The following is a 20,422-nucleotide window of genomic DNA, read 5'->3' as shown; positions in this document are numbered from 1 at the left end:
GTGTGTCTCCTCTCCAGGCCGGCGTCAGGCGCCGTCGCTCTCCAAGAGATCGGTCCACTCCCCCATCACGCGGACACGCTCGGCCGAACCGGCGGGTGGTATGTACGCGACGTACATCCGTCCGTACGTGGCGCTCGCCCAGCGGGCGAACGACTTGTCCGCGGTTCGTACCGCGGCCGCTCCTTTCAGCTTCACCAGGGCGCCCGGCCGCTCGGCCGTACGCGTGTCGGTGGAGCGCGCGGAGTACCACACGAGGGCGCCCCCGTCGGCGGTCCTCAGCGCGCGTATTCGTCCTTCCTGTATGTACGACAGGGACAGCCGCCAGCCGGCCCGTTCGAGCCGGTCGCGTTCCGCGCGCCAGAAGCGCACGGCCGCGCCGGTCCACGGGCCGTCGGCGAAGCGCGGGTCCTCGCGCATGCCGCGCAGGGCGGCCAGGTGGGCCCGGACGATCTGGCGCGGGGTGCCGCGCAGCCCGGTCGCGTCCTGGGACAGGCTGGTGGCGTATCCCGCGGCGTCGGTGGCGATGGCGGGCAGCGGCTCCGGGGTGGCCCGGGTGTCGGCGGCCGAGGCGACCAGCCGCCACCCGGCGCGCGTACGTTCCATGACGTCGCTGATGCGCGCCACGCCGGGCTCGTGGGAGACGGCGACGAACCAGTCGGGGCGGCCCTCGGCGTGCCGCGGCACCCACACGCGCGGCTTGGGCCACATCCCGGCCGGCACCTTCTCTCCCCGCATCCGCGCGGTCTCGATGCCCGCCCGGGTCATCTCCAGCGCCAGGCCGTGCTCGTAGCGGCCGATCGCCTCGGCGTCCATCGCCGCCTGGGCGGCGGACAGCCCGCGCTGGAAGCGGTCGTGGACCCGCGCCGCCTGGGCCGGCGTGAGCTGGGCCCGTACGCCGGGCGAGGCCGAGGGCGAGGCCGAGGCCGCGGTCGCGGGGCCGGGGGCGGCCCGGCCGGGTGCGGGGGCGGCGCCCGCGACGGGGCTGCGGGCCGCGGGCGGTTCGGCGGTGAGGAGTACGGCCGCCCCCGCCGCGCCCACCGCCGCGAGCGCGGCCAGCGCCGACCCGAAAACAATGATCTTTCGCCATTCGATCGCGGGTACGGGTTCCGCGTCGCCGGCCCAGTCGTACGTCAGGACCTGATCGAAGTCATGATCGGAGGCATGGTCAAGGGAATGTCCGGGCGAGGCGTCGCTGCCACTCGGAGGCCATACTTGCTTGTCCGGTAAATCCGCCGCATGCCGAGACACAAACCCTGATATTAGACCTACGGTGATCTGCTGGGAAGGTAATGAACATGAATAATTGGGCTTTTCGGCGTCAAATGTGATTATCACTTACGGTGCGATAAGGACTATCCGAAACGGTGACGCCTGGTAGCACCTCAGATGGTGCGGCGGTGCCGGCGGGCCGATGTGGCGCCGCGGACGGATTGGCGGCTTCGGCGGGCCGGGACCGATGTGTTGTGCACGTGTGCGTCGGCTCGGAGCGGCATCGTGGAAGGTGAAATTCTTTCACCATGCTCTCGGGGAAGGCAAGCCGTGATGCCATTTGGACATTACCAGATTCTCATTCTGTTCGGCCCGGCTTCTCTGTAGAAGTCCGCCACTCAAATCACCTGCTTGTAGTTTCGGTGCTGTCAAGGCGCCAAGTTTCCGATGCGCCCCCACCCGCTGCCCGGAAGGGCCGGGACCCAGGTGATTTGTCCTGGTCAAGAGACGACATCCGGCTCTGCCGCTCACGCGCGCCCCGTTCGTACGGTCGTCGGGACGACGAGACGGAAGGGGGAGAACGGTGATGACCCAGAAGGCGGCGGGCGGAGGGCTCCGGTGGCGAGGGGTGGCGGCGGGGGTCGCGGGCTCCGTGGCCGCGCCCCTCGTGGTGTGGGCGGTCGCGGTGCCGGGGGCCGGGGTGGACCTCACGGTCGGCACCGGGCCGGAGGCGCTGAACGTGGGCGTGCCCGGCATCGTGGTGAGCAGCCTGGTGCTCAGCTTGGCCGGGTTCGGCGTCCTTGCGGTGCTGCGACGGCTGTTCCCCCAGCGGGCCCGGACCATCTGGCTGGTGGTCGCGGTGGTCACGGTGATCGGCTCGCTGGTCCCGACGCTCGGCGCGGTCACGCCCGCGGCGGTGGCGACCCTGGTCGCGATGCACCTGAGCGTCGGCGCGGTGGCGATCAGCGCCGTCGTGAGCGGCGCGGTGGTGCGTGACACGGCGGGCCCGGCCGCGGGGAGCGCTGTTGTGAGCGGTGCGGAGGCCCGCCCAGAATGAGTGCCATGGCAGTGGAACGGGCGGGCGGTTGCGCGTCGTGGGCGGACGGGCGGATGGTCACCTGGGCGCCGATCGCGTCGGCGCCGCTGCTCGCCCTGGCCCCGGCCGTCAGCGCCGCGGAGACGCCGTGGCCCGGATGGCCGGTGCTGGCCGCCGCGCTCGCCGCGTACGCCGCGGCCGTGCTCGGCGGGAGCGAGCCGCTGCCGTTCCGGTTGCCGCGCCTGGTCCGGTTGGCACGACCCGAGTACGCGGCGGGCGTGCTGGCGCTGATCACGCTCGCCGCGACCGCCGCCTTCCCGGGCGAGGGCTGGGTCATGCTCTACACCATGCTCTCCCTCGCCGTGGGGACCGTGCTCGGACCGCGCGCGGCCCCCTGGGCGGTGGCCGCCGTCGCGCTGGCCGCCACGGTGCTGATGCTGGCCCGGGGCAGCCAGCCGGCCGAAGCGCTGTTCGGCGCCGGGCTGACCCCGCTGCTGGCCGGGCTGACGGTGTACGGGTTCCGGCGGCTCGGCGCGATCGTCGCCGAGCTGGACCGCACCCGCGAGGAGCTGGCCCGCGCCGCGGTGGCGCAGGAGCGGCTGCGCTTCTCCCGTGACCTGCACGACCTGCTCGGGCACACGCTGTCCGTGATCGTGGTGAAGGCCGAGGCCGCGCGCAGGCTGGCCCCGCGCGATCCCGGGGCCACCGCCGCCCATGCCGCCGACATCGAGTCGATCGGCCGCGAGGCGCTGCGCGAGGTGCGCGAGGCGGTGACCGGCTACCGCGACGCCGGGCTCGCGCTGGAGCTGGAGCGGGCCAGGTCGGTGCTCGCCGCGGCCGGGGTCGAGTGCGTGGTCAGCGAGTCGGGGCCCGCGCTGTCGCCCGAGGCCGACGCACTGCTCGGCTGGGTGGTGCGCGAGGGCGTCACGAACGTCGTACGGCACGCGAGGGCGAGCCGCTGCCACATCGCGCTGCACCGCGAGACCGACCCGATCCGGGTGGAGATCAGCGACGACGGCCGCGGCGCCACGCCCGGCGCGCCCCTTGCCGGTGCCGGCACGTCCCGCGACGTCGGGGCCGGGAGCGGGCTGCGCGGGCTTCGGGAGCGGCTGGCCGCCTCGGGCGGACGCCTCGACGCCGCGCCGCTCGGCGGCGGCTTCCGTCTCATCGCGGAGATCCCGCACCCTGCGCCGGAGTACTCCGCATGACCCGGGTGCTCATCGCCGAGGACCAGGGCATGATGCGCGGTGCGCTGGCCGTGCTGCTCGACCTGGAGGACGACATGGAGGTCGTCGCCCAGGTCGGCGACGGCGACGCCATCGTGCCCGCGGCGCTGCGCGAGCGGCCCGACGTCGCGCTGCTGGACATCGAGCTGCCCGGCATGAGCGGCATCGACGCCGCGGCGGCCCTGCGCACCGCGCTGCCGCGATGCGCGGTGCTGATCGTGACGACGTTCGGCAGGCCCGGTTATCTGCGCAGGGCGCTGGAGGCCGGGGCCAGGGGCTTCCTGGTCAAGGACGGCCCGGTCGAGGAGCTGGCGCGGGCGATCCGCCGGGTGCTCGCGGGGGAGACCGTGGTCGATCCGGCGCTGGCCGCGGCGGCGCTGAGCGCGGGGCCGAGCCCGCTCACCCCACGCGAGCGCGACGTGCTCCTCGCCGCCGCCGACGGCGCGACCGTGGCCGACATCTCCCGCCGGGTGCACCTGTCCGAGAGCACCGTGCGCAACCACCTGTCGTCCTGCATCGGCAAGACCGGCACCCGCAACCGCACCGAGGCGGTGCACGTGGCCAGGCACAACGGCTGGCTGTGAGCCCTGCCCCGGCTCAGTGGGGCGCCGACCAGACGCCGGTCGCGGCGGCGGCCTTGGCGTAGTCGGCGAAGTCGCGGGCCGGGCGGCCGAGCGCCTGGTGCACGCCGTCGGTCACGTGCGCGTTGCGCCCGTCGAGCACCCGGGTGAACAGCCCGGTGAGCAGCGGCGCCTCCTCGGCCGGAGTCCCCTGCTCCACCAGCCACGCCGTGTACTCCTCCGGGGCGATCCGCACGTACCGCACCTGCCGGCCCGAGGCCGCGGAGATCTCGGCCGCGGCCTCGGCGAAGGTCAGCAGCCGGGGCCCGGTCAGCTCGTAGACGCGGCCCCCGTGCCCGTCCTCGGTGAGCGCCGCGACCGCGACGTCCGCGATGTCCTCCACGTCCAGGAACGGCTCCCCGATGTCGCCGGCCGGGAGCGCGATCGTGCCGCTCAGCACCGGGCCGAGCAGGTAGTACTCGTCGAAGTTCTGCATGAACCACGCGGCGCGCAGGATCGTCCACTCCGCTCCCGACTCGCGCACGCCGCGCTCGCTCACCTCCGCCTCCTCCTCGCCGCGGCCGGACAGCAGCACCAGCCGCCGTACGCCGTTCCGCACCGCGAGCTCCGCCAGCGCGCGGATCGACTCCGCCGCGCCGGGGAAGCTCAGGTCGGGGTAGTACGTGATGTAGGCCGCGCTCGCGCCGCGCAGCGCGCCCGCCCAGGTCGCCGGCTCCTGCCAGTCGAAGGGCGGCTGCGAGGACCGCGACGCCGCGCGCACGGGCAGCCCGCGTTCCCGCAGCCGCTCCACCACCCGGCGCCCGGTCTTGCCCGTGCCGCCGATGACCACCGTCGTGTTCGCGTTCGTGTCCATGGGTCCATGAAAACGGCCCGCCCCTGAGACGGGCCATGGCCGAGATGCTCAGATCCATAAGCGAGCGTCCAGCGTGTCCGGGGTTAAGGTAAGGGGCGTGGACGCGCTGAGAGGGCTGCTCGACGGGCCGCGGGCCAGGGGCGCGTTCCTGCTCCGCGCGATCCTGCAGCCCCCGTGGTCGGTCAGGGTGCAGGACGAGGCCCCGCTGTCGCTGGTGGCGATGGTGCGCGGGCACGCGTGGGCGTTCTTCGACGGCGACGAGCCGGTGCGCCTGGCGCCCGGCGACATCGCGGTCACCCGCGGCCCCGATCCGTACACCTTCGCCGACGATCCGGCCACGCCGCCGCAGGTCGTGATCCACCCCGGCGAGCGCTGCGCCACACCCGACGGCCGCGACCTGGCCGAGGCGCTGAGCCAGGGCGTGCGCACCTGGGGCCACGGGCGCGAGGGCGAGGGCGGGGCGGCGCTGATGCTGATCGGCACCTACCAGATGGACTCCGAGGTCGGCGACCGCCTGCTGCGCGCGCTGCCCCGGCTGCTGGTGCTCCCGGGCGACGCCTGCGACACCCCCGTCGTGCCGCTGCTGGCGCACGAGATCGTGCGCGACGAGCCGGGCCAGGAGGTGGTGCTGGACCGGCTGCTCGACCTGCTGCTGATCGCGGTGCTGCGCGCCTGGTTCTCCCGGCCCGAGGCGGAGGCGCCGGGGTGGTACCGCGCGCTGGGCGACCCGGTGGTCGGCCGGGTGCTGCGGCTCATCCACGACCAGCCCGCCCGGCCGTGGACGGTCGCCGGCCTCGCCGCCGAGGCCGGCGTGTCGCGCGCCACGCTGGCGCGCTCGTTCACCGCCCTGGTGGGCGAGCCGCCGATGGCGTACCTGACGAGCTGGCGGCTCGCCCTGGCGGCCGACCTGCTGCGCGAGCCGGGGGCCACGGTCGGGGCGGTGGCCTCGCGGGTCGGCTACGGCAGCGCCTTCGCGCTCAGCACCGCGTTCAAGCGGGTGCGCGGCCTCAGCCCGCAGGCGTACCGGGAGGCCCGGCCGGAGCCGGATCGAGCAGGAAGCTGAGTATCCGCGCGGTCTGCGCGCGCAGCCCGTGACCGGTCTCGGGCAGGAAGACGACCCGGGCGTGCGGCATCGTCGCCTCGACCCGCCGTCTGGTATCGGCGGAGTCGAGCATGACGTCGCGCCCGCCGACGATCACCAGGGTGGGCATGGTCAGCCCGCGCAGCGCGTCGTCGCCGAAGACCGGCAGCGGCTTGCGGCGGGGCCGGAAGTGGGTGAAGGTCAGTATCGCGAAGGCCATGAACGCCTCGTCGTCCGGCCCCTCGGCGCCGGGCGTCGCGCCCATGGCCAGCTCCAGCGCTCTGCGCCTGCCCCAGCGGCCGAGCATCATCAGCGCCAGCGCCTTGAACAGGAAGCCCCGTTTCTGCGCGCCGATGCCGCCGGGGCACAGCAGGGCCAGCCGCTCCACCCGTCCGGGCCTGCGGGTGGCGTAGTCCACGGCCATCCAGCCGCCCAGTGACGCGCCGGCCAGCGACACGCGGTCGTCCGCGCCGATCCCGAGGCCGGCGAGCACGTCGTCGAGCCAGAGCGCGTACGCCTCCGAGCCGAGCGGGGGCCGGGACGGCGCGCTCAGGCCCGGCTCGCCGATCACGTCCACGGCGTACACCCGGAAGTGCCCGGACCAGTCGGCGACGTCGCCCATCCACATCGCCGAGTTCGTGCCCGCCCCGTGCAGGAGCACCAGCGGCGGCGCGTCGCCGGGGCCGCAGGCCACGACGAAGGTCTCTCCCTCGCGCGTCGGCACGGTCAGCTGCTGCGAGGGCACCGGCCAGCGCGTCAGCACCTCGCGGTAGCGCTCGCGGACCACGCGCTCCCCCTCGGGGGAGAAGTAGATGGCGGTCATGGCCCGGCCTCGATCAGCGTGCCGATCTGGCCGAGCAGCGTCGCGCTGGTTTCCAGGCCGCCCAGGATGATGATCTTCATGGTCGCTCTCTCCTCGTCGTACGCGGTCTCCACCCGCAGCGGCTGGTCGTCACCCCGGCTGCGGGCCAGGGCCGTCAGGTAGGTGTTGACACGGTCCATAGCCTCGCGGTCGACCGCGTCGATCGACACGATGCTGGTCACCTCGGCGTGGCGGTGCCGCCGGACCGGCTCGCGCTCCGGCACCGGGCGCCCCGTGAAGGCTTCGAGGTCCTCCCGGGAGATCCGGTACTGCTTGCCGATCCGGACCGCCTTGAGCTTCCCGTCGCGCACGTAGCCGCGCACGGTACGCACGTGGAGCCCCAGGTGTTCTGCCACCTGCTCCACCGAGTACATCGTCATACGCACCTATCCTTCCCTGCCTGCAGACTATAAGGGAAGGATGGGGAAGGATAGGGAATATGCCTCAGAACATGTCGCAAAACATGTCTCAAATAGCGCTTAGTTTTGAGACGGCAGGTGCCGGTAGAGCGTGGCCCGGGAGACGCCCAGCTCGGCGGCGATCTCGGCCATGCTGAGCCGTCCCTCCGACTGCAGCCGGCGGGCCCGCTCGACCAGCTCCGCGGTCATGGCCGGGGGCCGTCCGCCGCGCCGCCGCGCCGCGCCCCCCTGTGTGCCGGTGGCGGTGGGCGGCTCCGCCGCGAACAGGCGGCGGGCGCCGGCCAGCACCTCGCGCCGCAGGTCCTCCTCCGGAGCGTCGGCCAGGACGATCACCGGGTCGCTGAGCATGGCCACGGCCTGCGCCGCCCGCACCCGGTCGGCGAAGCTCGGGGCGGGGCCCGCCACCAGCTCGTTCGCCCGGCTCATCAGCATGACGAACCGGGTGTACGCCGGGGCCTTGGTGAACAGCGTGATGTCGCGCAGCATGATCCGCAGCGCGTGGCGGTGCCTGATCCAGGTGTCGAGGACGCGCTCCATCGTGCGCCAGCGCACGACCTCGGGGTCGCCAGAGCCAGAGCCGGGGTCGGGGTCGGGGGTCACGGCCGCGGCGAGGTCGTCGAGGATCGGCGTGGCCAGCGCGGACAGGATCTCGGCCTTGGTGCCGAAGTGGTACAGCACCGCGGTCTTGGTCAGGCCCAGCCGCTCGGCTATCGCGCGCACCGAGGTCTGCTGGTAGCCGTGCTGGGCGAACAGCTCCTGCGCCGCCCGCAGGATGCGCTCCCTGGTGCTCCCGTCCACGGCCCCAGGGTACCGCTTGCCTGACCATCGGTCATCGACCTATGGTGATGGTACTGACCGACGGTCAGGGAATGGAGGGCACCATGAAGAACAAGGACGTGCTCATCTCCGGTGCGAGCATCGCGGGGCCGATGCTCGCCCACTGGCTGGTGCGCCACGGCTTCCGGCCGGTCGTCGTCGAACGGGCCGACCGGCCCCGCGAGGGCGGCTACCCCATCGACGTGCGCGGCCCGGCCGTCAGGATCGCCGAGCGCATGGGCGTGCTGCCCGAGCTGAAGGCCGCCGCCGTGCGGATGAGCCGCATGGAGTTCGTGGACGGGCGCGGGCGGCGTACGGCGGGGGTGGACGTGGGCGCGCTGCGCCGCCTCGTCGCCGGCCGCGACATCGAGCTGCCCCGCGGCGACCTGGTCTCGATCCTGTACCGGCGCATCAGGGACGACGTGGAGTACGTCTTCGGCGACTCCATCAGCGCCATGACCGACGACGGCGACGGCGTCGCGGTCACGTTCGACTCGGGCGCCGAGCGCCGCTTCGGCCTGGTGGCGGGGGCCGACGGGCTGCACTCGGCCGTGCGCGGACTGGCCTTCGGCCCCGAGGAGCGCTACGCGCACCACCTCGGCTACTACGTGGCCGCGGCCGACGTGCCCGCCGACCGGAGCGTCCCCGGCGACCACGTCGTGATGCACAACTCGCCGGGCCGCATGACCGCCGTCTACACCTACCTCGGCCGCGCCACCGCGATGTTCGTCTTCACCGCCCCCGCCCTGCGCCTGGACCACCGCGACACCGACGGCCAGAAGGAGGCGCTGCGGCGGGCGTTCGCGGGCGGCGGCTGGCGGATCGCCGAGCTGCTCGACCGGGTGACCTCGGCGCCCGACTTCTACTTCGACACGGTGAGCCAGATCAGGATGCCGGGCTGGTCCGCCGGCAGGGCCGTGCTCGTCGGTGACGCCGCGCACTGCCCGGCCCTGCTGTCGGGGCAGGGCACGACGCTGGCGATGGCGGGGGCGTACGTGCTGGCGCGCGAGCTGGCCGCCGCCGGGGGCGACCACCGTGTGGCCTTCGCCCGCTACGAGCGCGCCCACCGGCCGCTCGTCACCCGCAACCAGCGCAAGGCCGGCACCGGCGCGCGCACCCTGATCCCCGCCACCCCGGCCGCGATCCGGTGGCGCGACCGCGGCGTGCGCCTCCTCTCCGTCCCGGCCGCGCTGGGCCGCCTCCTGCCGGCCTGAGCGGTCCCGCGCGCCCGTCGCGCCCGGGAGGTAGCGTCGGGGAGGAGGAGTCGCCATGGACACCAGCCCGATCCGCGTGGAGCTGCGGCGCACCGGCGGCATCGCCGGCCGCGAGGCCCGCTGGCGCGCCGACACCGCCCGCATGCCCGCCCACCAGGCCCACGACCTGCGCCGGCTCATCGACACCCTGCCCGGCCTCGGCCTCGGGCACAACCTGTGGCCCTTCCCGCCCCCCGCGGCCGACGAGGTGGTCTACCACCTGACCGTCGCCCGCGACGGCATCGACCGCACCTACGTCTTCCATGACAGCACCATGCCGCGCCAGGTCCGCGACCTGGTGAACCTGGTCTCCGCACCGGTCAACCGCGCGTTCTAGGCGTGCTCGGCCGGCCGATCCGGCCATCGACAAACGGGCGCGGCCGGTTGAAGATGACGGAAAGCCGCGACATCTCACCGGAGTAGAGCATGCCCGGATTTCCCGTCTCGCCGGCCGGTCGGATCGCGGGGGCGGCGGCACTGCTGGTCCTGGGCAGCGCCGCCTACCAGACCTGGGCCTCCTTCCGGGATCGGCGGCGTTTCCCGGCGCCGGGCAGGCTGGTCGAGGTGGGCGGCGGGCGGCGGGTGCACCTGTGGTGCGCGGGCGCCGGCTCTCCCGCCGTCGTCATCGTCCCCGCGCTGGGTGAGCCCTCGGTGACCTGGGCCGGAGTGCTGCCGCGGCTCGCCGCGGAGACCTCGGTGGTGGTCTACGACCGGGCCGGGCTGGGCTGGAGCGATCCCGCGCCCGGCGGACGGGCCGCGGGCACGATGCTGGCCGCCGCGCTCGACCTGCGCAAGGCCCTGGACCGCGCCGGGATCGCGGCGCCCTGTGTGCTCGTCGGCCACTCCGTGGCCGGATTCCTGGTACGCCTCTACGCCGCGCTGTATCCGGAGGACGTGGCGGCGGTCGTGCTGGTGGACTCCAGCCACGAGGAGCAGCACCGCCGGCTCCCGCATTACCCGGTGACCATCCTGAAATGGTGGGCCCGCGACCGATTACGCCCCTACGGGCTGCGCCGCCTGGCCTTCGCGCTGGGCGTGCGGCGCCCGCCGTACGGGCGGCACGTGCCGGCGGAGTGGGCCGGCGCGGCCACGGCGCTGGCCCTGGGCGACCGGCAGCGGCGTGCCGGACTGCGTGAGCTGGCCGCGTTCACGCGCAGCGCCGCACAGGTGGGCAGGCACGCGCCCTCGCTGGGCCGCATCCCGCTCACCGTGCTCAGCTCCAGCCGCGACGCCCCCGGGGTCACCTCGCCCCGGCGGATCGCCGCCCGCCGCGAGATGTACCGGGTGTGGCTGCCCCTCCAGCGCGACCTGGCCGCGCTCTCGGCCGACAGCACCCACGTCGTCGCCGAGCACGCCGGACACCACATCCACCACGACGACCCGGACCTGGTGGTCCGGGCCGTGCTCGGTCGCGTCGCCGAGGCGAGGACGGCCCTCGCCGCCCCCCGGTCGTCCGGTCCTCGTCCCCGGCGTGCGACACCCCCGTGCCGATGACCCCGCGCGGCGGGGCTCACTTCCGGCAGAACGTGCCCTCGATCAGGGTCATGATCCGCCCGGCCTCGGTCTTGTTGATGTCGGCGGTCTGTCCGAAACGCTGCTGGATCTTGACCAGAACCCGGTCCCGGTCCTCCTGGAGCAGCAGGTTCCAGCAGGTGTCGCGGGCCTTGCCGATCGAGCGGTGATGGTTCAGCGCGGGATCGATCTCGGTCAGCCCGGCCAGGAGCTGCCTGGTCTCCTCCGCGGTCGGCGACGGGATGTCGTTGGGGTCGTAGGACTTGTCCACGACGCTGGGCTTTCTGTCGGCCTGGGGCTCGTCGCCGCCCGAAAGGACCAGGAACGCGCCCACGCCCGCCGCGACGGCGACCACGGCCCCCGCGGCGATGGCGATCATCTTGCCGGAACCGCCCCGCCGCCGCCGAGGCGGGCCGGACGGCGCGGCCGGCTCACCGCCCCGGGGTGCGGTGACCTCGACATAGGGCTGCTGCGGCTGCTGCTGGTGCTGCTGCGGCTGGTAGCGCGGCTGCTGGGGGTATTGCCGCTGCTGGTACTGCTGCCGGGCCCGGGGGTCGTAGTACGGCTGAGGGCGCGGGTCGTACTGCTGAGGCTGGTGTTGCTGTGGGGGGTGCATAGAACGCACACTACGCAATAAACCCCCGATATCCCCCGAAATGTCCACGAGGGATGTCCGAAAATGAACGATCCGAAACTGCGCAAACTCGGCGCGTAGCGCCCACTTGTGAAGATCGCGGTGTTCCCGCAGGTGAGCGCCCGAGTTCCGGCGCGATCAATGTCAGATCCGCCGGTCACTCCGGGGTGCGGCCTCAGTCCTCCGTGGGAGGCGCGGTGTACGCGGCGAGAGTGCGGTCGGCCCGGGCCCGCGCCTGCTCGGGGTCGGCCCCCGAGGCGACGTGCGCCTCGTACCAGGCTTCGCCGCTGCGCTTCATGAACCGCATGCCCTCCTCCGACGCCAGCCAGGCGCCGCTCTCCTCCGGGCTCACGGCCCCCGGGGCGCCGCTCAGGTGGCCGGCGAGCCCCAGCAGCCCCAGATCCCAGCCGATGCCGACCGCGCCGGGCCCGAACTCCGACCACTTCTCCTCGTCGCCGACCCACAGGTGCTCCAGCTCGAACCGGGTCCGCTCCGGCGACTCGGCGGTCAGCCGCACCTCGATCCAGCTCACCTCGCCGCCGTACTCCCAGGTGGCCGAGAAGGAGGCCGGCGGCTCGCAGCGCTCGATCTTGCCGCCCGCGTTGCCTTCGAGCTGATAGCGCCCGCCCACCCGCAGGTCGCCGGAGATGGGCATGAACCACCGCGGGATGCGCTCGGGGTTGGTGCAGGCGTCCCACACGTCCTCGATCGGGGCGTCATAGGTCTGGGCGACCGTCACCGTGCGGGCCTCACCCGCCTCGATCGTCCTGGCCCCGACCTGGCGCCGTACCGCGTCGATCTGCTGATCCCCGTCGAACATCGTCGAATTCCTTCCCGGGCTTCCGGTGTTGTCTGAGTGGCAGCTTATATAAGTATCAACGAAATTTCACCTCGCCCGCCAAGCGATCAGTAGGTTTGGGGCATGGCGGCCGGACCCCTCACGTCACCTCTCACGCCCGACGATCCGCCCCGGCTGGGCGCGTACGAGCTGCGGGGGCGGCTCGGCGAGGGCGGCCAGGGCGTCGTCTACCTGGGGGAGGGGCCGTCCGGGGAGCAGGTGGCGGTCAAGGCGCTGCTGCGCGCCGACGCGGAGTCGCGGGCCCGGCTGGCGCGCGAGCTCGCCGCGGTGGAGAGCGTCGCCCCCTTCTGCACGGCCCGGGTCCTGGACGCCGCCCTGGACGGGCCGCTCCCGTACGTCGTGAGCGAGTACGTCGCGGGCCCCTCGCTCGCCGCGTACGTGCGCGAACGCGGGCCGCTGCGGGGCGGCGAGCTGGACCGGCTGGCCGTCGGCACCGCCACCGCCCTGGCCGCCATCCACGCCGCCATGGTGGTGCACCGCGACTTCAAGCCCGCCAACGTACTGCTCGGCCCCGACGGCCCCCGGGTCGTCGACTTCGGCATCGCCCGCCCGCACGACGCGACCCGGATGACCGGCGGCCTGATCGGCACCCCGGCGTACCTCGCGCCCGAGCAGGTCGCCGGCCAGGACGCCACGCCCGCCTCCGACGTCTTCGCCTGGGCGGCGACCATGGTGTTCGCCGCCACGGGCCACTCGCCGTTCGACGCCGGCACGATCCCCGCGGTGCTGCACCGCGTGGTCACCCACGAGGCCGACCTGTCCGCGCTGCCCGAGCCGCTGCGCGGCCTGGTCGCCGCCGGGCTCGCCAAGGACCCGCTCCAGCGCCCGGCCGCACGCGACATCCTGATCGCCCTGGTCGATCCGGCCGCCGCGGGTGCGACGCCGTCCACCGAGGAACTGGCGGCCCAGGGCAGCCGCATCGCGACCGCCGCCACCGCACCAACGAGCCCGTCGAGCCCGTCGCGCCCGTCGAGTGCGGCGACCGCGTCGAGTCCGGCACGCCCGGCGAGCGCGTCGCGCCCGGCCCGGCTCCCCGGGCGCCCGGCCGTCGCCGTCATCGCCGTCGCCGTCGTGGTGGCCGCGGTGGCCCTCACGGCCGGGGCGGTCGCGTGGCTGCGCGGCTCCTCCTCAGCCTCCCCCGGCGCGTCCGGCATATCCGGCGCATCCCACGCGCCCGATACCGCCGGCACACCCGGCACGCCCGGCGCCTCCGCCGTGTCGAGCGCGCCCGCCACGTCGGCCCCGGTCGTCGGGCCGGTGCTGGTGCACGACACCTTCGTGCGCGGCGCCGCCGGCGGCTTCGGGGTCTCCGACACCGGCGGCGAGTGGTCCGTCGGCCCTCCGGCCGACGCCTACGCCGTCCACGGCGGCAGCGGCCGGATCACCATGGCCGAGGCGGGCACCGGCCGCAGCGCCTACCTCGGCCGCCTCGAAGAGACCCACACCGACCTCACCTTCACCGCGTGGGCCGACAAGCCCGCGACCGGCAACGGCATCTACATCTCCGCCGTCGGCCGCAAGGTGGACGACGCCGGCACCTACCGCGCGCACGTCACCCTGCGTCCCCACGGCGGGGTGGTGCTCCAGCTCATCCGCTCCGACGCGGACGGCGCCGAGCACGCCCTCCTCCCTGGCCAGAGGATTCCCGGGCTCACCGTGGCCGCGCAGGGCCAGTTGCGGGTGCGCGTCCAGGTCACCGGCACCTCGCCCACCACCGTGCGCGGCAAGGTCTGGGCGGCCGGCGCCCCGGAGCCCGGCTGGCAGCTCACCGCCACCGACGCCACCCCCGGCCTGCAACGGGCCGGATTCCCCGGCATCCTGACCTATCTGTCCGGCTCCGCCACCAACGCCCCGGTCATCGTGCTCGTGGACGACCTCACGGTGAGCCAGGTGCTGCGCTAGATGTACTCGGCCGGGGCAGCGGGGTGACCGCGACGTCGCCGGCGGCGGCGCGCAGCTCGGCGAGCAGCGTACGGGCCGCCGCGCCGAGGAAGCCGTCGCGCCGCGTCACCACGGTCACCGGCACCGCGACCGCGAGCCCGGCGACCTCGACCGCGGCCAGCGAGCCCGCCGCGAGCTCCTCCTGAACCCCGCTCTCGGGCAGCATGGCGATCCCGAACCCGGCCTCGACCAGCCGCTTCTGCGCGGTCAGGCTGTCGATGCGCAGCACCCGGTCCTCGGGCACACCCGCCTCCTCCATCGCCCGCCGCACGTACGCGGCCGACGCCTCGCCGCGTCCGGGCAGCTCGGGAAAGGTGATCCAGCGCATCCCACCCATACCCCCCATACCGGCCAGATCGGCCAGGGTGGGCGCGGGCAGCGCGGCGAGCGGGTGGTCCGGGGCGGCCACGAGCACCAGGCGCTCGGAGAACAGCGGCTCGTGGCACAGCTCGGGCGCCTCTCCGGAGCCGTAGCGCAGGCCCAGCCCGACCTCGGCCCGGCGCACCAGCTCGCTCACCTCGTGGCTGGTCGCGGTGCGCAGCGTCAGCTCCACGCCGGGGTGCCGGGCGGCGAACCCGCGCAGCACGGGGGTGAGACCGGTCCCGGCCAGCGTGCCGACCAGCGCGACCGCCACCGAGCCCGCGCCGGGGGAGCGCACGGCCCGTACGGCGGCCTCGGCGTCGCTCAGGGCGGCGAGCGCGCGCTCGGCGTACGGGAGCAGGGCCCGCCCCGCCTCGCTCAGCTCGACCCCGCCCGGCACCCGCTCGAACAGCGGCATGCCCAGCTCCCGCTCCAGCAGCGCCAGCCGCCTGCTCACGGCCGGCTGCGACCGGAACAGGGCCGCGGCGGCCCGGGTGACGCCGCCGTGCCGGTGGATGGCGAGGAAGGTGCGCAGCGACTCGGAGTCCATGCGACCATCATGCAAGAAACTGATGGCCTAGCTGCCACAAATGCATTGGCCACATGAGCCGAGCGTAACTAGGCTCGAACCATGATCGACCAGTTCCACGAGTTCGGTGAGTTCGGTGAGTTCGGTGAGTTCGCCCGGTTGCACGTCCGGGGCGCGGGGTTCGTGATGCCGAACGCCTGGGACGCGGGCAGCGCCGTGGTCCTGGCCGAGGCCGGCTTCCCCGCCATCGCCACCACCAGCGCCGGCATCGCCTTCTCCCTCGGCCGGGCCGACCACTCCGTGCCCGCCGGGTCCCCGCGCGTCTCCCACGAGGAGATGTTCCAGCGCATCCGCCAGATCACCGCCGCCGTGGACGTGCCGGTGAACGGCGACCTCGAAGACGGGTACGGCGCCCGCCCCGAGGCCGTGGCCGAGACGATCCGGCTCGCGATCGAGGCGGGCCTCGCCGGCGGCAACATCGAGGACCACGCGGGCGGCCGGCTGTACGACGAGGCCCTGGCGGTGGAGCGGATCATCGCCGCCCGCGAGGTCAGCCCCGGCTTCGTGCTCACCGCGCGCACCGACGGCCGGTTGCTCCCGTCGCCGGCGCCCCTGGCCGACTCGATCCGCCGCGCCAACCTCTACCGCGAGGCCGGAGCCGACTGCCTCTACGTGCCCGGGGTGAACGACCTGGACACCGTGGCCACCCTGGTCAAGGAGATCGACGGCCCGATCAACGTGGTCATGGGCCTGGGCGCCACCACCCTCACCGTGGCCGCCCTGCGCGAGGCCGGGGTCGCCCGGATCAGCCTCGGCGGCAGCATCGCCCGCGCCGCGCTCGGCCTGGTCCGCGACGCCGCCCGCGAACTCCAGGAACACGGCACCCTCGGCTTCGCCGCCCGCCAGATCCCCCAGGCCGAGCTGAACGCGCTGTTCAGCAAGTGATCAGCCGCTCTCCCCGGCCCAGGCGGCGATCCCGCCCCGGCGGCGCACCCCGAACTTGGCCCGCACCCCGGAGACGTGGCCCCTTGACCGTTGAATTGGCCGAAAGTATGACCCGGCGCCGCACGACCCTGCTTTCGGCCCGTGTCCGTCGCCGGAGCCCGCGCCCAGGATGGCGCCCATGCACCACGACCCCCTGTCTCCCCCAGCCGTCCCCGACGCCCCGCCACCTGCCCCCCGGCCAGGTGTCGCGCTCAGACGCATCTCCGCGCTCGATGTGATCCGGGGATTCGCCCTGTGCGGCATCCTGCTGGTGAACGTCGAGCCGATCGCCGACGCCGGCAGAGTCGTCCTGCCCGACTCCCCGGGCGGCACGGCCGGCGTGACGGACGGCGTGGACGCCTGGCTCGGCGTGCTCGTCGCGCAGCGCTTCTTCCCGATCTTCTCGCTGCTGTTCGGCATCGGGTTCTCCCTGATGTTCCGCTCCGCCGGGGATCGCGCGCCCCGGCCCCGCGTGATCTTGCTGCGCCGGCTGCTGGTGCTGCTCCTGATCGGGGCGGCGCACTTCGCCCTGCTGTGGCAGGGCGACATCCTGAGCACGTACGCCGTCGTCGGCCTGGTGGTGCTGCTGCCGTCCACCTGGCTGCCCCGCTGGGCCGTGGCCGTACTCGCCGCCGCGTTCCTCGCCACCTCCACCGCCATCGGCGACAACCGGCTCACCCTCGTCGCCGGCCTGTTCCTGCTGGGCTCGGCGCTGACCCGCTTCGGGGTCATCGACCGGCTGGAGAGCTCCACCCGGGTGCCGGCACTGCTGGCCCTGGCCTTCGCGGCCGGGGCGGCCCCGTTCCTGTGGCTCCAGGTCTCCGCGGCGTCCGCGGTCGCCTTCCAACTGGCCGGGCTGATGCTGGCGGGGGCGTACGTGTGCGTCCTGCTGGTCCTGCTGCGCACCCCGCTCCGGACGGCACTGCACGCCCTGTTCACCCCGCTCGGCCGGATGGCGCTGACCAATTACCTGTCCGCCACCGTCGCCGTCCTGCTGATCTCCCGTCTCATCGGCGGCGCCCCGCACGAATGGCCCTCGGCCACGGTGTTCCTGATCGCCGGTGCGATCCTCGCCGTCCAGTGGGTGTTCTCCACCCTCTGGCTGCGCCGTTACCGCCAGGGCCCTTTGGAATGGCTCTGGCGCTGGGCCACCTGGGCCCGCCGCCCACCCCTGCGCGCCCCCGGCCGCGGCGAATATTGAGATGTGGCGCGGCGCGACTCCCTCTAAGGTCATGCCTGTGACCAAGCTCAACCAGATCCTCGCGGTCGAGAAGGGCGTCAAGGCCGGCACGCAGCGCGCATTGACCGATGCCTACCACACCATTCAGAAGGCACCGCTGCTGTCCGGGCTGTCGCGCACATACCAGCCGATCGACGACGAGGGCGAGCAGTTGCCGCCGGAGTCCACCCGGGTCCAGGTCAAGGCGGAGCAGGTGCTCGCCGATGTGGCCAAGGCGCTCACGCGGCTGTTCGACGTGACCGCCACCAAGGACTGGACGAACACGGTCGCACGGGCCGATGTGGTCGTGGACGGCCGGACTCTGATCGAGCAGGCGCCGGTGACGTACCTGTTGTTCCTGGAGAAGCAGCTCACCGACCTGCACACCTTCGTCGCCAAGCTGCCGACGCTGGACCCGGCGGAGACGTGGACGCTGGACGACAATCTGGAGGTGTGGCGGACCGAGCCGGTCAAGACCACCCGCACCAAGAAGGTGCCCCGCAACCACGTCCTCGCCGAGGCGACCGACAAGCACCCGGCGCAGGTGCAGGTCTTCACCGAGGACATCGTCGTCGGCTACTGGACCAAGACCGCCTTCTCCGGGGCCCTGCCGGCGCGGCGCGTCAACGAGCTGCTGACGCGCGTGCAGAAGCTGCAGGAGGCGGTCAAGTACGCCCGCGAGGAGGCCAACGCCACCACCACCGAGGACGTCCAGGTCGGCGACCGCCTGTTCGCCTACCTGTTCGCCTGACACAAGACTCCCCGTTGAGCGCGGGGACGCGCGAAAGCGCGAAGCTGAGGCTCAGGCTGAAGCTGACGAAACGGCTCCAGAGAAGGTTCGAGACCTTCCCCGGGTACACGCCCGGGTAGCCCAACAGGCAGAGGCGGCCGATCAGACTCAGATTCTCGCTCGAAGCTCAGCATTGCCGTCGAGTGCCAGATCGACCCAGGACGGGCTGTGATCGTTGAGATGCCGGTTCGAATCCGGCCCGGGGTTCCACCTGCCCCGGTGGCTCAATGGCAGAGCGCACATCGTAAGGACTGACCCGTCCTGTTAAACGCCGCTGGCACCGCCACATGGCGGCGACCATCAGGTCCCCCGGCTTGGGTAGGCCGGGGGACCGCCGCCGTCCCCATTCCTCATGGACGCCTCGCGGTCAAGGGCATCGCGGGGGAGCCGGGGCCGGGGGCTCGTGCCTCATGGCCGGCCGACCCCGACGGCGTTGAGATACGTCTCGATCGAGCCGAGGCCGACGGTGCCGACCACGGCCGCGACGTATCCGTCCGGACGGATGAGCACCCACTCCCCGGGCGACAGCCCGTACGCGTCGCGGACGTGGCCGCCGGTGTCGAGAATGTCGGCGCCGACGATGTGGATGCGCAGTCCCTGGCGCGGCTCAGGGGCGGAGGCGCCGTCGGCCTCGTAGCCGAGCAGCGTCCAGTGGGGACCCTGGAACAGGCTGAACAACCGCGTGCCGAGCCCGCCCGCGCCCGTCACGGGCGCATCCGGCGCGCGGTCGCCGACGATGACGCCCTTGTCACGGTCGGGGCCGGTCAGGTTCAGCGGCGAGTCGGGGTAGCCGAGATCGAGCTGGGTCACCTCACGGCCTCGGCGGGCGTCGCCCTTCCTGGCCGCATCGAGCAGCTTCTCGGACAGGCCGAGGACGCCCTCGGCGATCGGCCGGCGTTCCTTCTCATAGCTCGACAGCAACCACTCCGGCGCGCCGTCCAGCACCGCGGCGAGCTTCCAGCCGAGGTTGTAGGCGTCCTGGACGCTCGTGTTCAACCCCTGCCCGCCGGTCGGCGGATGGCAGTGCGCCGAGTCGCCGGCCAGGAGCACCCGCCCACGCTGGTAGGTGTCGGCCAGCCGGGCGTTCATCTCGAACACCGACGCCCAGGACACGTCGCGGATCACGATGTCGCCGCGGCCGGTGCGCTCGCGGATCAGAGCGGTCAGCCCGTCGGCCGACAGATCGACCTCGACGTCGAAGGGGACCGGGGCCTGGTACTGGAACATGTCGGTGCCGTAGAGCGGGCACAGCGATATCTGCTGCTCCGGACTGCTCGTTCCCCAGCGGTGCCAGAAGTCCGGGGAGACGCCGTCCACCCGGACGTCGGCCACGAGCGCGCGCACGCCGAGCGTCTTCCCCGGAAACCCGATGCCGAGGGTCTTGCGGACGAAGCTCGACCCGCCGTCGGCCCCGATCAGGTATTTCGCCCGTAGGGTCCGCTCGCCGCCCGGGGTCGCGATCAGCGCGGTCACACCATCGGCGTCCTGGTCGAAGCCGACGAGCTCGTGACCGTACTCGGGGGCGTGGCCGAGCTCGGCCAGCCGCTCGCGCAGCCGGCGCTCGGTGAGGAACTGCGGGACGAGCAGCGCCATATGGTACGGCTCGTCCGGCGTCGGATCCGGCAGCACGCCGGCGGCCTTGTCGACCGGACCGTCCTCCGTGTAGACGCGCATGAGAGGGTACTCACCCCCGGAGGCGACGATCCGGTCGATCACCCCAAGGTCCTCGAACACTTCCTGCGTCCGAGGCTGGATGCCCTTGCCGCGCGAGCCGGCGAACGGGCGCGGCGCCTTGTCGATCAGCCGGAACCCGACCTGCCTGCGGGCGAGGTCGATGGCGAGGGTCAGCCCTGCCGCACCGGATCCACAGATGATCACCTCAGAGTCTTCCGTACCCGCCACAGCTCACCTCTCCGTCGGTGGCGGACGTCCGGGCGGACTCGTTGCCCCCGGAGCCCGAAATCGTGTGTATTCAGCACAGAGTATTCTCGCGGCAGATCGGGCCGTCAAGTGCGTCTGTCCAGGCACACAGCCTGAGAGGGCCCCTCGCGAGGGTGCTGAACCGCGTGTATTCTGCGCATATCCAAAGAGAGAAGGTTGTGCCGTTGACCCCCGGACTCGTCCCTGGCGTCGTCGCCGCCGATCGAGCCCCGCCCGCTGCCGCCGGCCCGCCACGACCACGCCCCCACCGCCGCCGAGGCGGCGTCCCGGCCGGTCACGGGCCGCCCGACGGAGATCGCCGGTATCCTCGCCTTGGC

General features: G+C 73.4%; 20 protein-coding genes. 11 read left to right on the top strand and 9 right to left on the bottom strand.

Annotation, left to right across the window (positions count from 1 at the left end):
- Positions 1 to 24: 24 nt before the first annotated feature.
- A complete protein-coding gene (locus HNP84_RS00135; protein ID WP_185047255.1) occupies positions 25 to 1,038 on the bottom strand; it encodes a DUF8094 domain-containing protein in 1,014 nt (337 codons plus the stop codon).
- Positions 1,039 to 1,795: 757 nt separating this feature from the next.
- On the opposite strand from HNP84_RS00135, the gene HNP84_RS00130 reads away from it, so the two are divergent.
- The 3 genes from HNP84_RS00130 to HNP84_RS00120 are packed head-to-tail and all read left to right on the top strand — an operon-like array spanning position 1,796 to position 4,055.
- On the top strand, positions 1,796 to 2,266 hold the full coding sequence (locus HNP84_RS00130; protein WP_185047254.1) for a DUF6069 family protein: 471 nt from the start codon (positions 1,796 to 1,798) through the stop codon (positions 2,264 to 2,266).
- 5 nt (positions 2,267 to 2,271) lie between these two features.
- Positions 2,272 to 3,453, top strand: a complete 1,182-nt coding sequence (locus HNP84_RS00125; RefSeq protein ID WP_185047253.1) for a sensor histidine kinase — start codon at positions 2,272 to 2,274, stop codon at positions 3,451 to 3,453.
- Positions 3,450 to 4,055 (top strand): response regulator transcription factor, encoded by a 606-nt coding sequence (locus HNP84_RS00120; protein ID WP_185047252.1) that lies wholly within the window; start codon positions 3,450 to 3,452, stop codon positions 4,053 to 4,055. Before HNP84_RS00125 ends, HNP84_RS00120 begins: the two co-directional genes overlap by 4 nt.
- Before the next feature lie 13 nt (positions 4,056 to 4,068).
- Here the strand turns inward: HNP84_RS00120 and HNP84_RS00115 are convergent, their stop codons facing one another.
- A complete protein-coding gene (locus tag HNP84_RS00115) occupies positions 4,069 to 4,905 on the bottom strand; it encodes an NAD(P)H-binding protein (RefSeq protein WP_185047251.1) in 837 nt (278 codons plus the stop codon).
- A 97-nt stretch (positions 4,906 to 5,002) separates the two neighbouring features.
- Between HNP84_RS00115 and HNP84_RS00110 the strand changes: the two genes are divergently transcribed.
- Positions 5,003 to 5,968, top strand: a complete 966-nt coding sequence (locus tag HNP84_RS00110) for an AraC family transcriptional regulator (RefSeq protein ID WP_185047250.1) — start codon at positions 5,003 to 5,005, stop codon at positions 5,966 to 5,968.
- On the opposite strand, the gene HNP84_RS00105 is transcribed toward HNP84_RS00110, so the two are convergent.
- The 3 genes from HNP84_RS00105 to HNP84_RS00095 form a co-directional block, all read right to left on the bottom strand.
- Positions 5,913 to 6,809, bottom strand: coding sequence for an alpha/beta fold hydrolase (locus HNP84_RS00105; RefSeq protein ID WP_185047249.1), 897 nt, complete (start codon positions 6,807 to 6,809; stop codon positions 5,913 to 5,915). The two genes, HNP84_RS00110 and HNP84_RS00105, sit on opposite strands and share 56 nt — an antisense overlap.
- Positions 6,806 to 7,228, bottom strand: coding sequence for a helix-turn-helix domain-containing protein (locus HNP84_RS00100; protein WP_185047248.1), 423 nt, complete (start codon positions 7,226 to 7,228; stop codon positions 6,806 to 6,808). Before HNP84_RS00100 ends, HNP84_RS00105 begins: the two co-directional genes overlap by 4 nt.
- Before the next feature lie 99 nt (positions 7,229 to 7,327).
- Positions 7,328 to 8,065, bottom strand: coding sequence for a TetR family transcriptional regulator (locus tag HNP84_RS00095; protein ID WP_185047247.1), 738 nt, complete (start codon positions 8,063 to 8,065; stop codon positions 7,328 to 7,330).
- Positions 8,066 to 8,148: 83 nt separating this feature from the next.
- Between HNP84_RS00095 and HNP84_RS00090 the strand changes: the two genes are divergently transcribed.
- The 3 genes from HNP84_RS00090 to HNP84_RS00080 all read left to right on the top strand — a co-directional run bounded on the left by HNP84_RS00090 (position 8,149) and on the right by HNP84_RS00080 (position 10,830).
- On the top strand, positions 8,149 to 9,297 hold the full coding sequence (locus HNP84_RS00090; RefSeq protein WP_185047246.1) for an FAD-dependent monooxygenase: 1,149 nt from the start codon (positions 8,149 to 8,151) through the stop codon (positions 9,295 to 9,297).
- 55 nt (positions 9,298 to 9,352) lie between these two features.
- Positions 9,353 to 9,673, top strand: coding sequence for a protealysin inhibitor emfourin (locus HNP84_RS00085; protein WP_185047245.1), 321 nt, complete (start codon positions 9,353 to 9,355; stop codon positions 9,671 to 9,673).
- Between the two features lie 89 nt (positions 9,674 to 9,762).
- Positions 9,763 to 10,830 carry an alpha/beta fold hydrolase gene (locus HNP84_RS00080; protein ID WP_185047244.1) on the top strand — a complete coding sequence of 356 codons (1,068 nt, stop codon included), beginning with the start codon at positions 9,763 to 9,765 and terminating at the stop codon, positions 10,828 to 10,830.
- A 16-nt stretch (positions 10,831 to 10,846) separates the two neighbouring features.
- Here the strand turns inward: HNP84_RS00080 and HNP84_RS00075 are convergent, their stop codons facing one another.
- Together HNP84_RS00075 and HNP84_RS00070 are read right to left on the bottom strand one after the other, a co-directional pair.
- The gene (locus HNP84_RS00075) at positions 10,847 to 11,464 is read right to left on the bottom strand and encodes a hypothetical protein (RefSeq protein ID WP_185047243.1); all 618 of its coding nucleotides are present in this window, start codon (positions 11,462 to 11,464) and stop codon (positions 10,847 to 10,849) included.
- 193 nt (positions 11,465 to 11,657) lie between these two features.
- Complete coding sequence (locus HNP84_RS00070) at positions 11,658 to 12,302, bottom strand: SRPBCC family protein (protein WP_185047242.1); 645 nt, start codon at positions 12,300 to 12,302, stop codon at positions 11,658 to 11,660.
- A gap of 102 nt (positions 12,303 to 12,404) precedes the next feature.
- Here HNP84_RS00070 and HNP84_RS00065 point away from each other — a divergent pair, with 102 nt between their 5' ends.
- The gene (locus HNP84_RS00065) at positions 12,405 to 14,243 is read left to right on the top strand and encodes a serine/threonine-protein kinase (protein WP_185047241.1); all 1,839 of its coding nucleotides are present in this window, start codon (positions 12,405 to 12,407) and stop codon (positions 14,241 to 14,243) included.
- Here HNP84_RS00065 and HNP84_RS00060 read toward each other — a convergent pair.
- Positions 14,218 to 15,192, bottom strand: coding sequence for a LysR family transcriptional regulator (locus HNP84_RS00060; RefSeq protein ID WP_185047240.1), 975 nt, complete (start codon positions 15,190 to 15,192; stop codon positions 14,218 to 14,220). The two genes, HNP84_RS00065 and HNP84_RS00060, sit on opposite strands and share 26 nt — an antisense overlap.
- Before the next feature lie 81 nt (positions 15,193 to 15,273).
- On the opposite strand from HNP84_RS00060, the gene HNP84_RS00055 reads away from it, so the two are divergent.
- The 3 genes from HNP84_RS00055 to HNP84_RS00045 all read left to right on the top strand — a co-directional run bounded on the left by HNP84_RS00055 (position 15,274) and on the right by HNP84_RS00045 (position 18,125).
- A complete protein-coding gene (locus HNP84_RS00055; RefSeq protein ID WP_185047239.1) occupies positions 15,274 to 16,116 on the top strand; it encodes an isocitrate lyase/PEP mutase family protein in 843 nt (280 codons plus the stop codon).
- Positions 16,117 to 16,294: 178 nt separating this feature from the next.
- Positions 16,295 to 17,356, top strand: a complete 1,062-nt coding sequence (locus HNP84_RS00050) for a DUF418 domain-containing protein (RefSeq protein ID WP_185047238.1) — start codon at positions 16,295 to 16,297, stop codon at positions 17,354 to 17,356.
- A gap of 37 nt (positions 17,357 to 17,393) precedes the next feature.
- Entirely contained in the window at positions 17,394 to 18,125 is a 732-nt protein-coding gene (locus HNP84_RS00045; RefSeq protein WP_185047237.1) for a DUF7873 family protein, read from the top strand.
- Between the two features lie 447 nt (positions 18,126 to 18,572).
- On the opposite strand, the gene HNP84_RS00040 is transcribed toward HNP84_RS00045, so the two are convergent.
- The gene (locus tag HNP84_RS00040; RefSeq protein ID WP_312923187.1) at positions 18,573 to 20,042 is read right to left on the bottom strand and encodes an FAD-dependent oxidoreductase; all 1,470 of its coding nucleotides are present in this window, start codon (positions 20,040 to 20,042) and stop codon (positions 18,573 to 18,575) included.
- Between the last annotated feature and the right edge of the window lie 380 nt (positions 20,043 to 20,422).

Origin of the sequence: Thermocatellispora tengchongensis (assembly GCF_014202315.1) — a bacterium.
Lineage (GTDB): Bacteria > Actinomycetota > Actinomycetes > Streptosporangiales > Streptosporangiaceae > Thermocatellispora > Thermocatellispora tengchongensis.
The sequence above is the reverse complement of the archived record's forward strand: the minus strand, read 5'-3'. Positions and strand labels throughout refer to the sequence as shown.

What these genes read in the sequence shown, in the direction of transcription:
- HNP84_RS00065 (WP_185047241.1), top strand. Translation starts at nt 12,405, where the DNA reads ATGGCGGCCGGACCCCTCACGTCACCTCTCACGCCCGACGATCCGCCC.
- HNP84_RS00050 (WP_185047238.1), top strand. Translation starts at nt 16,295, where the DNA reads ATGCACCACGACCCCCTGTCTCCCCCAGCCGTCCCCGACGCCCCGCCA.
- HNP84_RS00055 (WP_185047239.1), top strand. Translation starts at nt 15,274, where the DNA reads ATGATCGACCAGTTCCACGAGTTCGGTGAGTTCGGTGAGTTCGGTGAG.
- HNP84_RS00115 (WP_185047251.1), bottom strand. Translation starts at nt 4,905, where the DNA reads ATGGACACGAACGCGAACACGACGGTGGTCATCGGCGGCACGGGCAAG.
- HNP84_RS00120 (WP_185047252.1), top strand. Translation starts at nt 3,450, where the DNA reads ATGACCCGGGTGCTCATCGCCGAGGACCAGGGCATGATGCGCGGTGCG.
- HNP84_RS00130 (WP_185047254.1), top strand. Translation starts at nt 1,796, where the DNA reads ATGACCCAGAAGGCGGCGGGCGGAGGGCTCCGGTGGCGAGGGGTGGCG.
- HNP84_RS00085 (WP_185047245.1), top strand. Translation starts at nt 9,353, where the DNA reads ATGGACACCAGCCCGATCCGCGTGGAGCTGCGGCGCACCGGCGGCATC.
- HNP84_RS00080 (WP_185047244.1), top strand. Translation starts at nt 9,763, where the DNA reads ATGCCCGGATTTCCCGTCTCGCCGGCCGGTCGGATCGCGGGGGCGGCG.
- HNP84_RS00125 (WP_185047253.1), top strand. Translation starts at nt 2,272, where the DNA reads ATGGCAGTGGAACGGGCGGGCGGTTGCGCGTCGTGGGCGGACGGGCGG.
- HNP84_RS00075 (WP_185047243.1), bottom strand. Translation starts at nt 11,464, where the DNA reads ATGCACCCCCCACAGCAACACCAGCCTCAGCAGTACGACCCGCGCCCT.
- HNP84_RS00090 (WP_185047246.1), top strand. Translation starts at nt 8,149, where the DNA reads ATGAAGAACAAGGACGTGCTCATCTCCGGTGCGAGCATCGCGGGGCCG.
- HNP84_RS00105 (WP_185047249.1), bottom strand. Translation starts at nt 6,809, where the DNA reads ATGACCGCCATCTACTTCTCCCCCGAGGGGGAGCGCGTGGTCCGCGAG.
- HNP84_RS00100 (WP_185047248.1), bottom strand. Translation starts at nt 7,228, where the DNA reads ATGACGATGTACTCGGTGGAGCAGGTGGCAGAACACCTGGGGCTCCAC.
- HNP84_RS00070 (WP_185047242.1), bottom strand. Translation starts at nt 12,302, where the DNA reads ATGTTCGACGGGGATCAGCAGATCGACGCGGTACGGCGCCAGGTCGGG.
- HNP84_RS00060 (WP_185047240.1), bottom strand. Translation starts at nt 15,192, where the DNA reads ATGGACTCCGAGTCGCTGCGCACCTTCCTCGCCATCCACCGGCACGGC.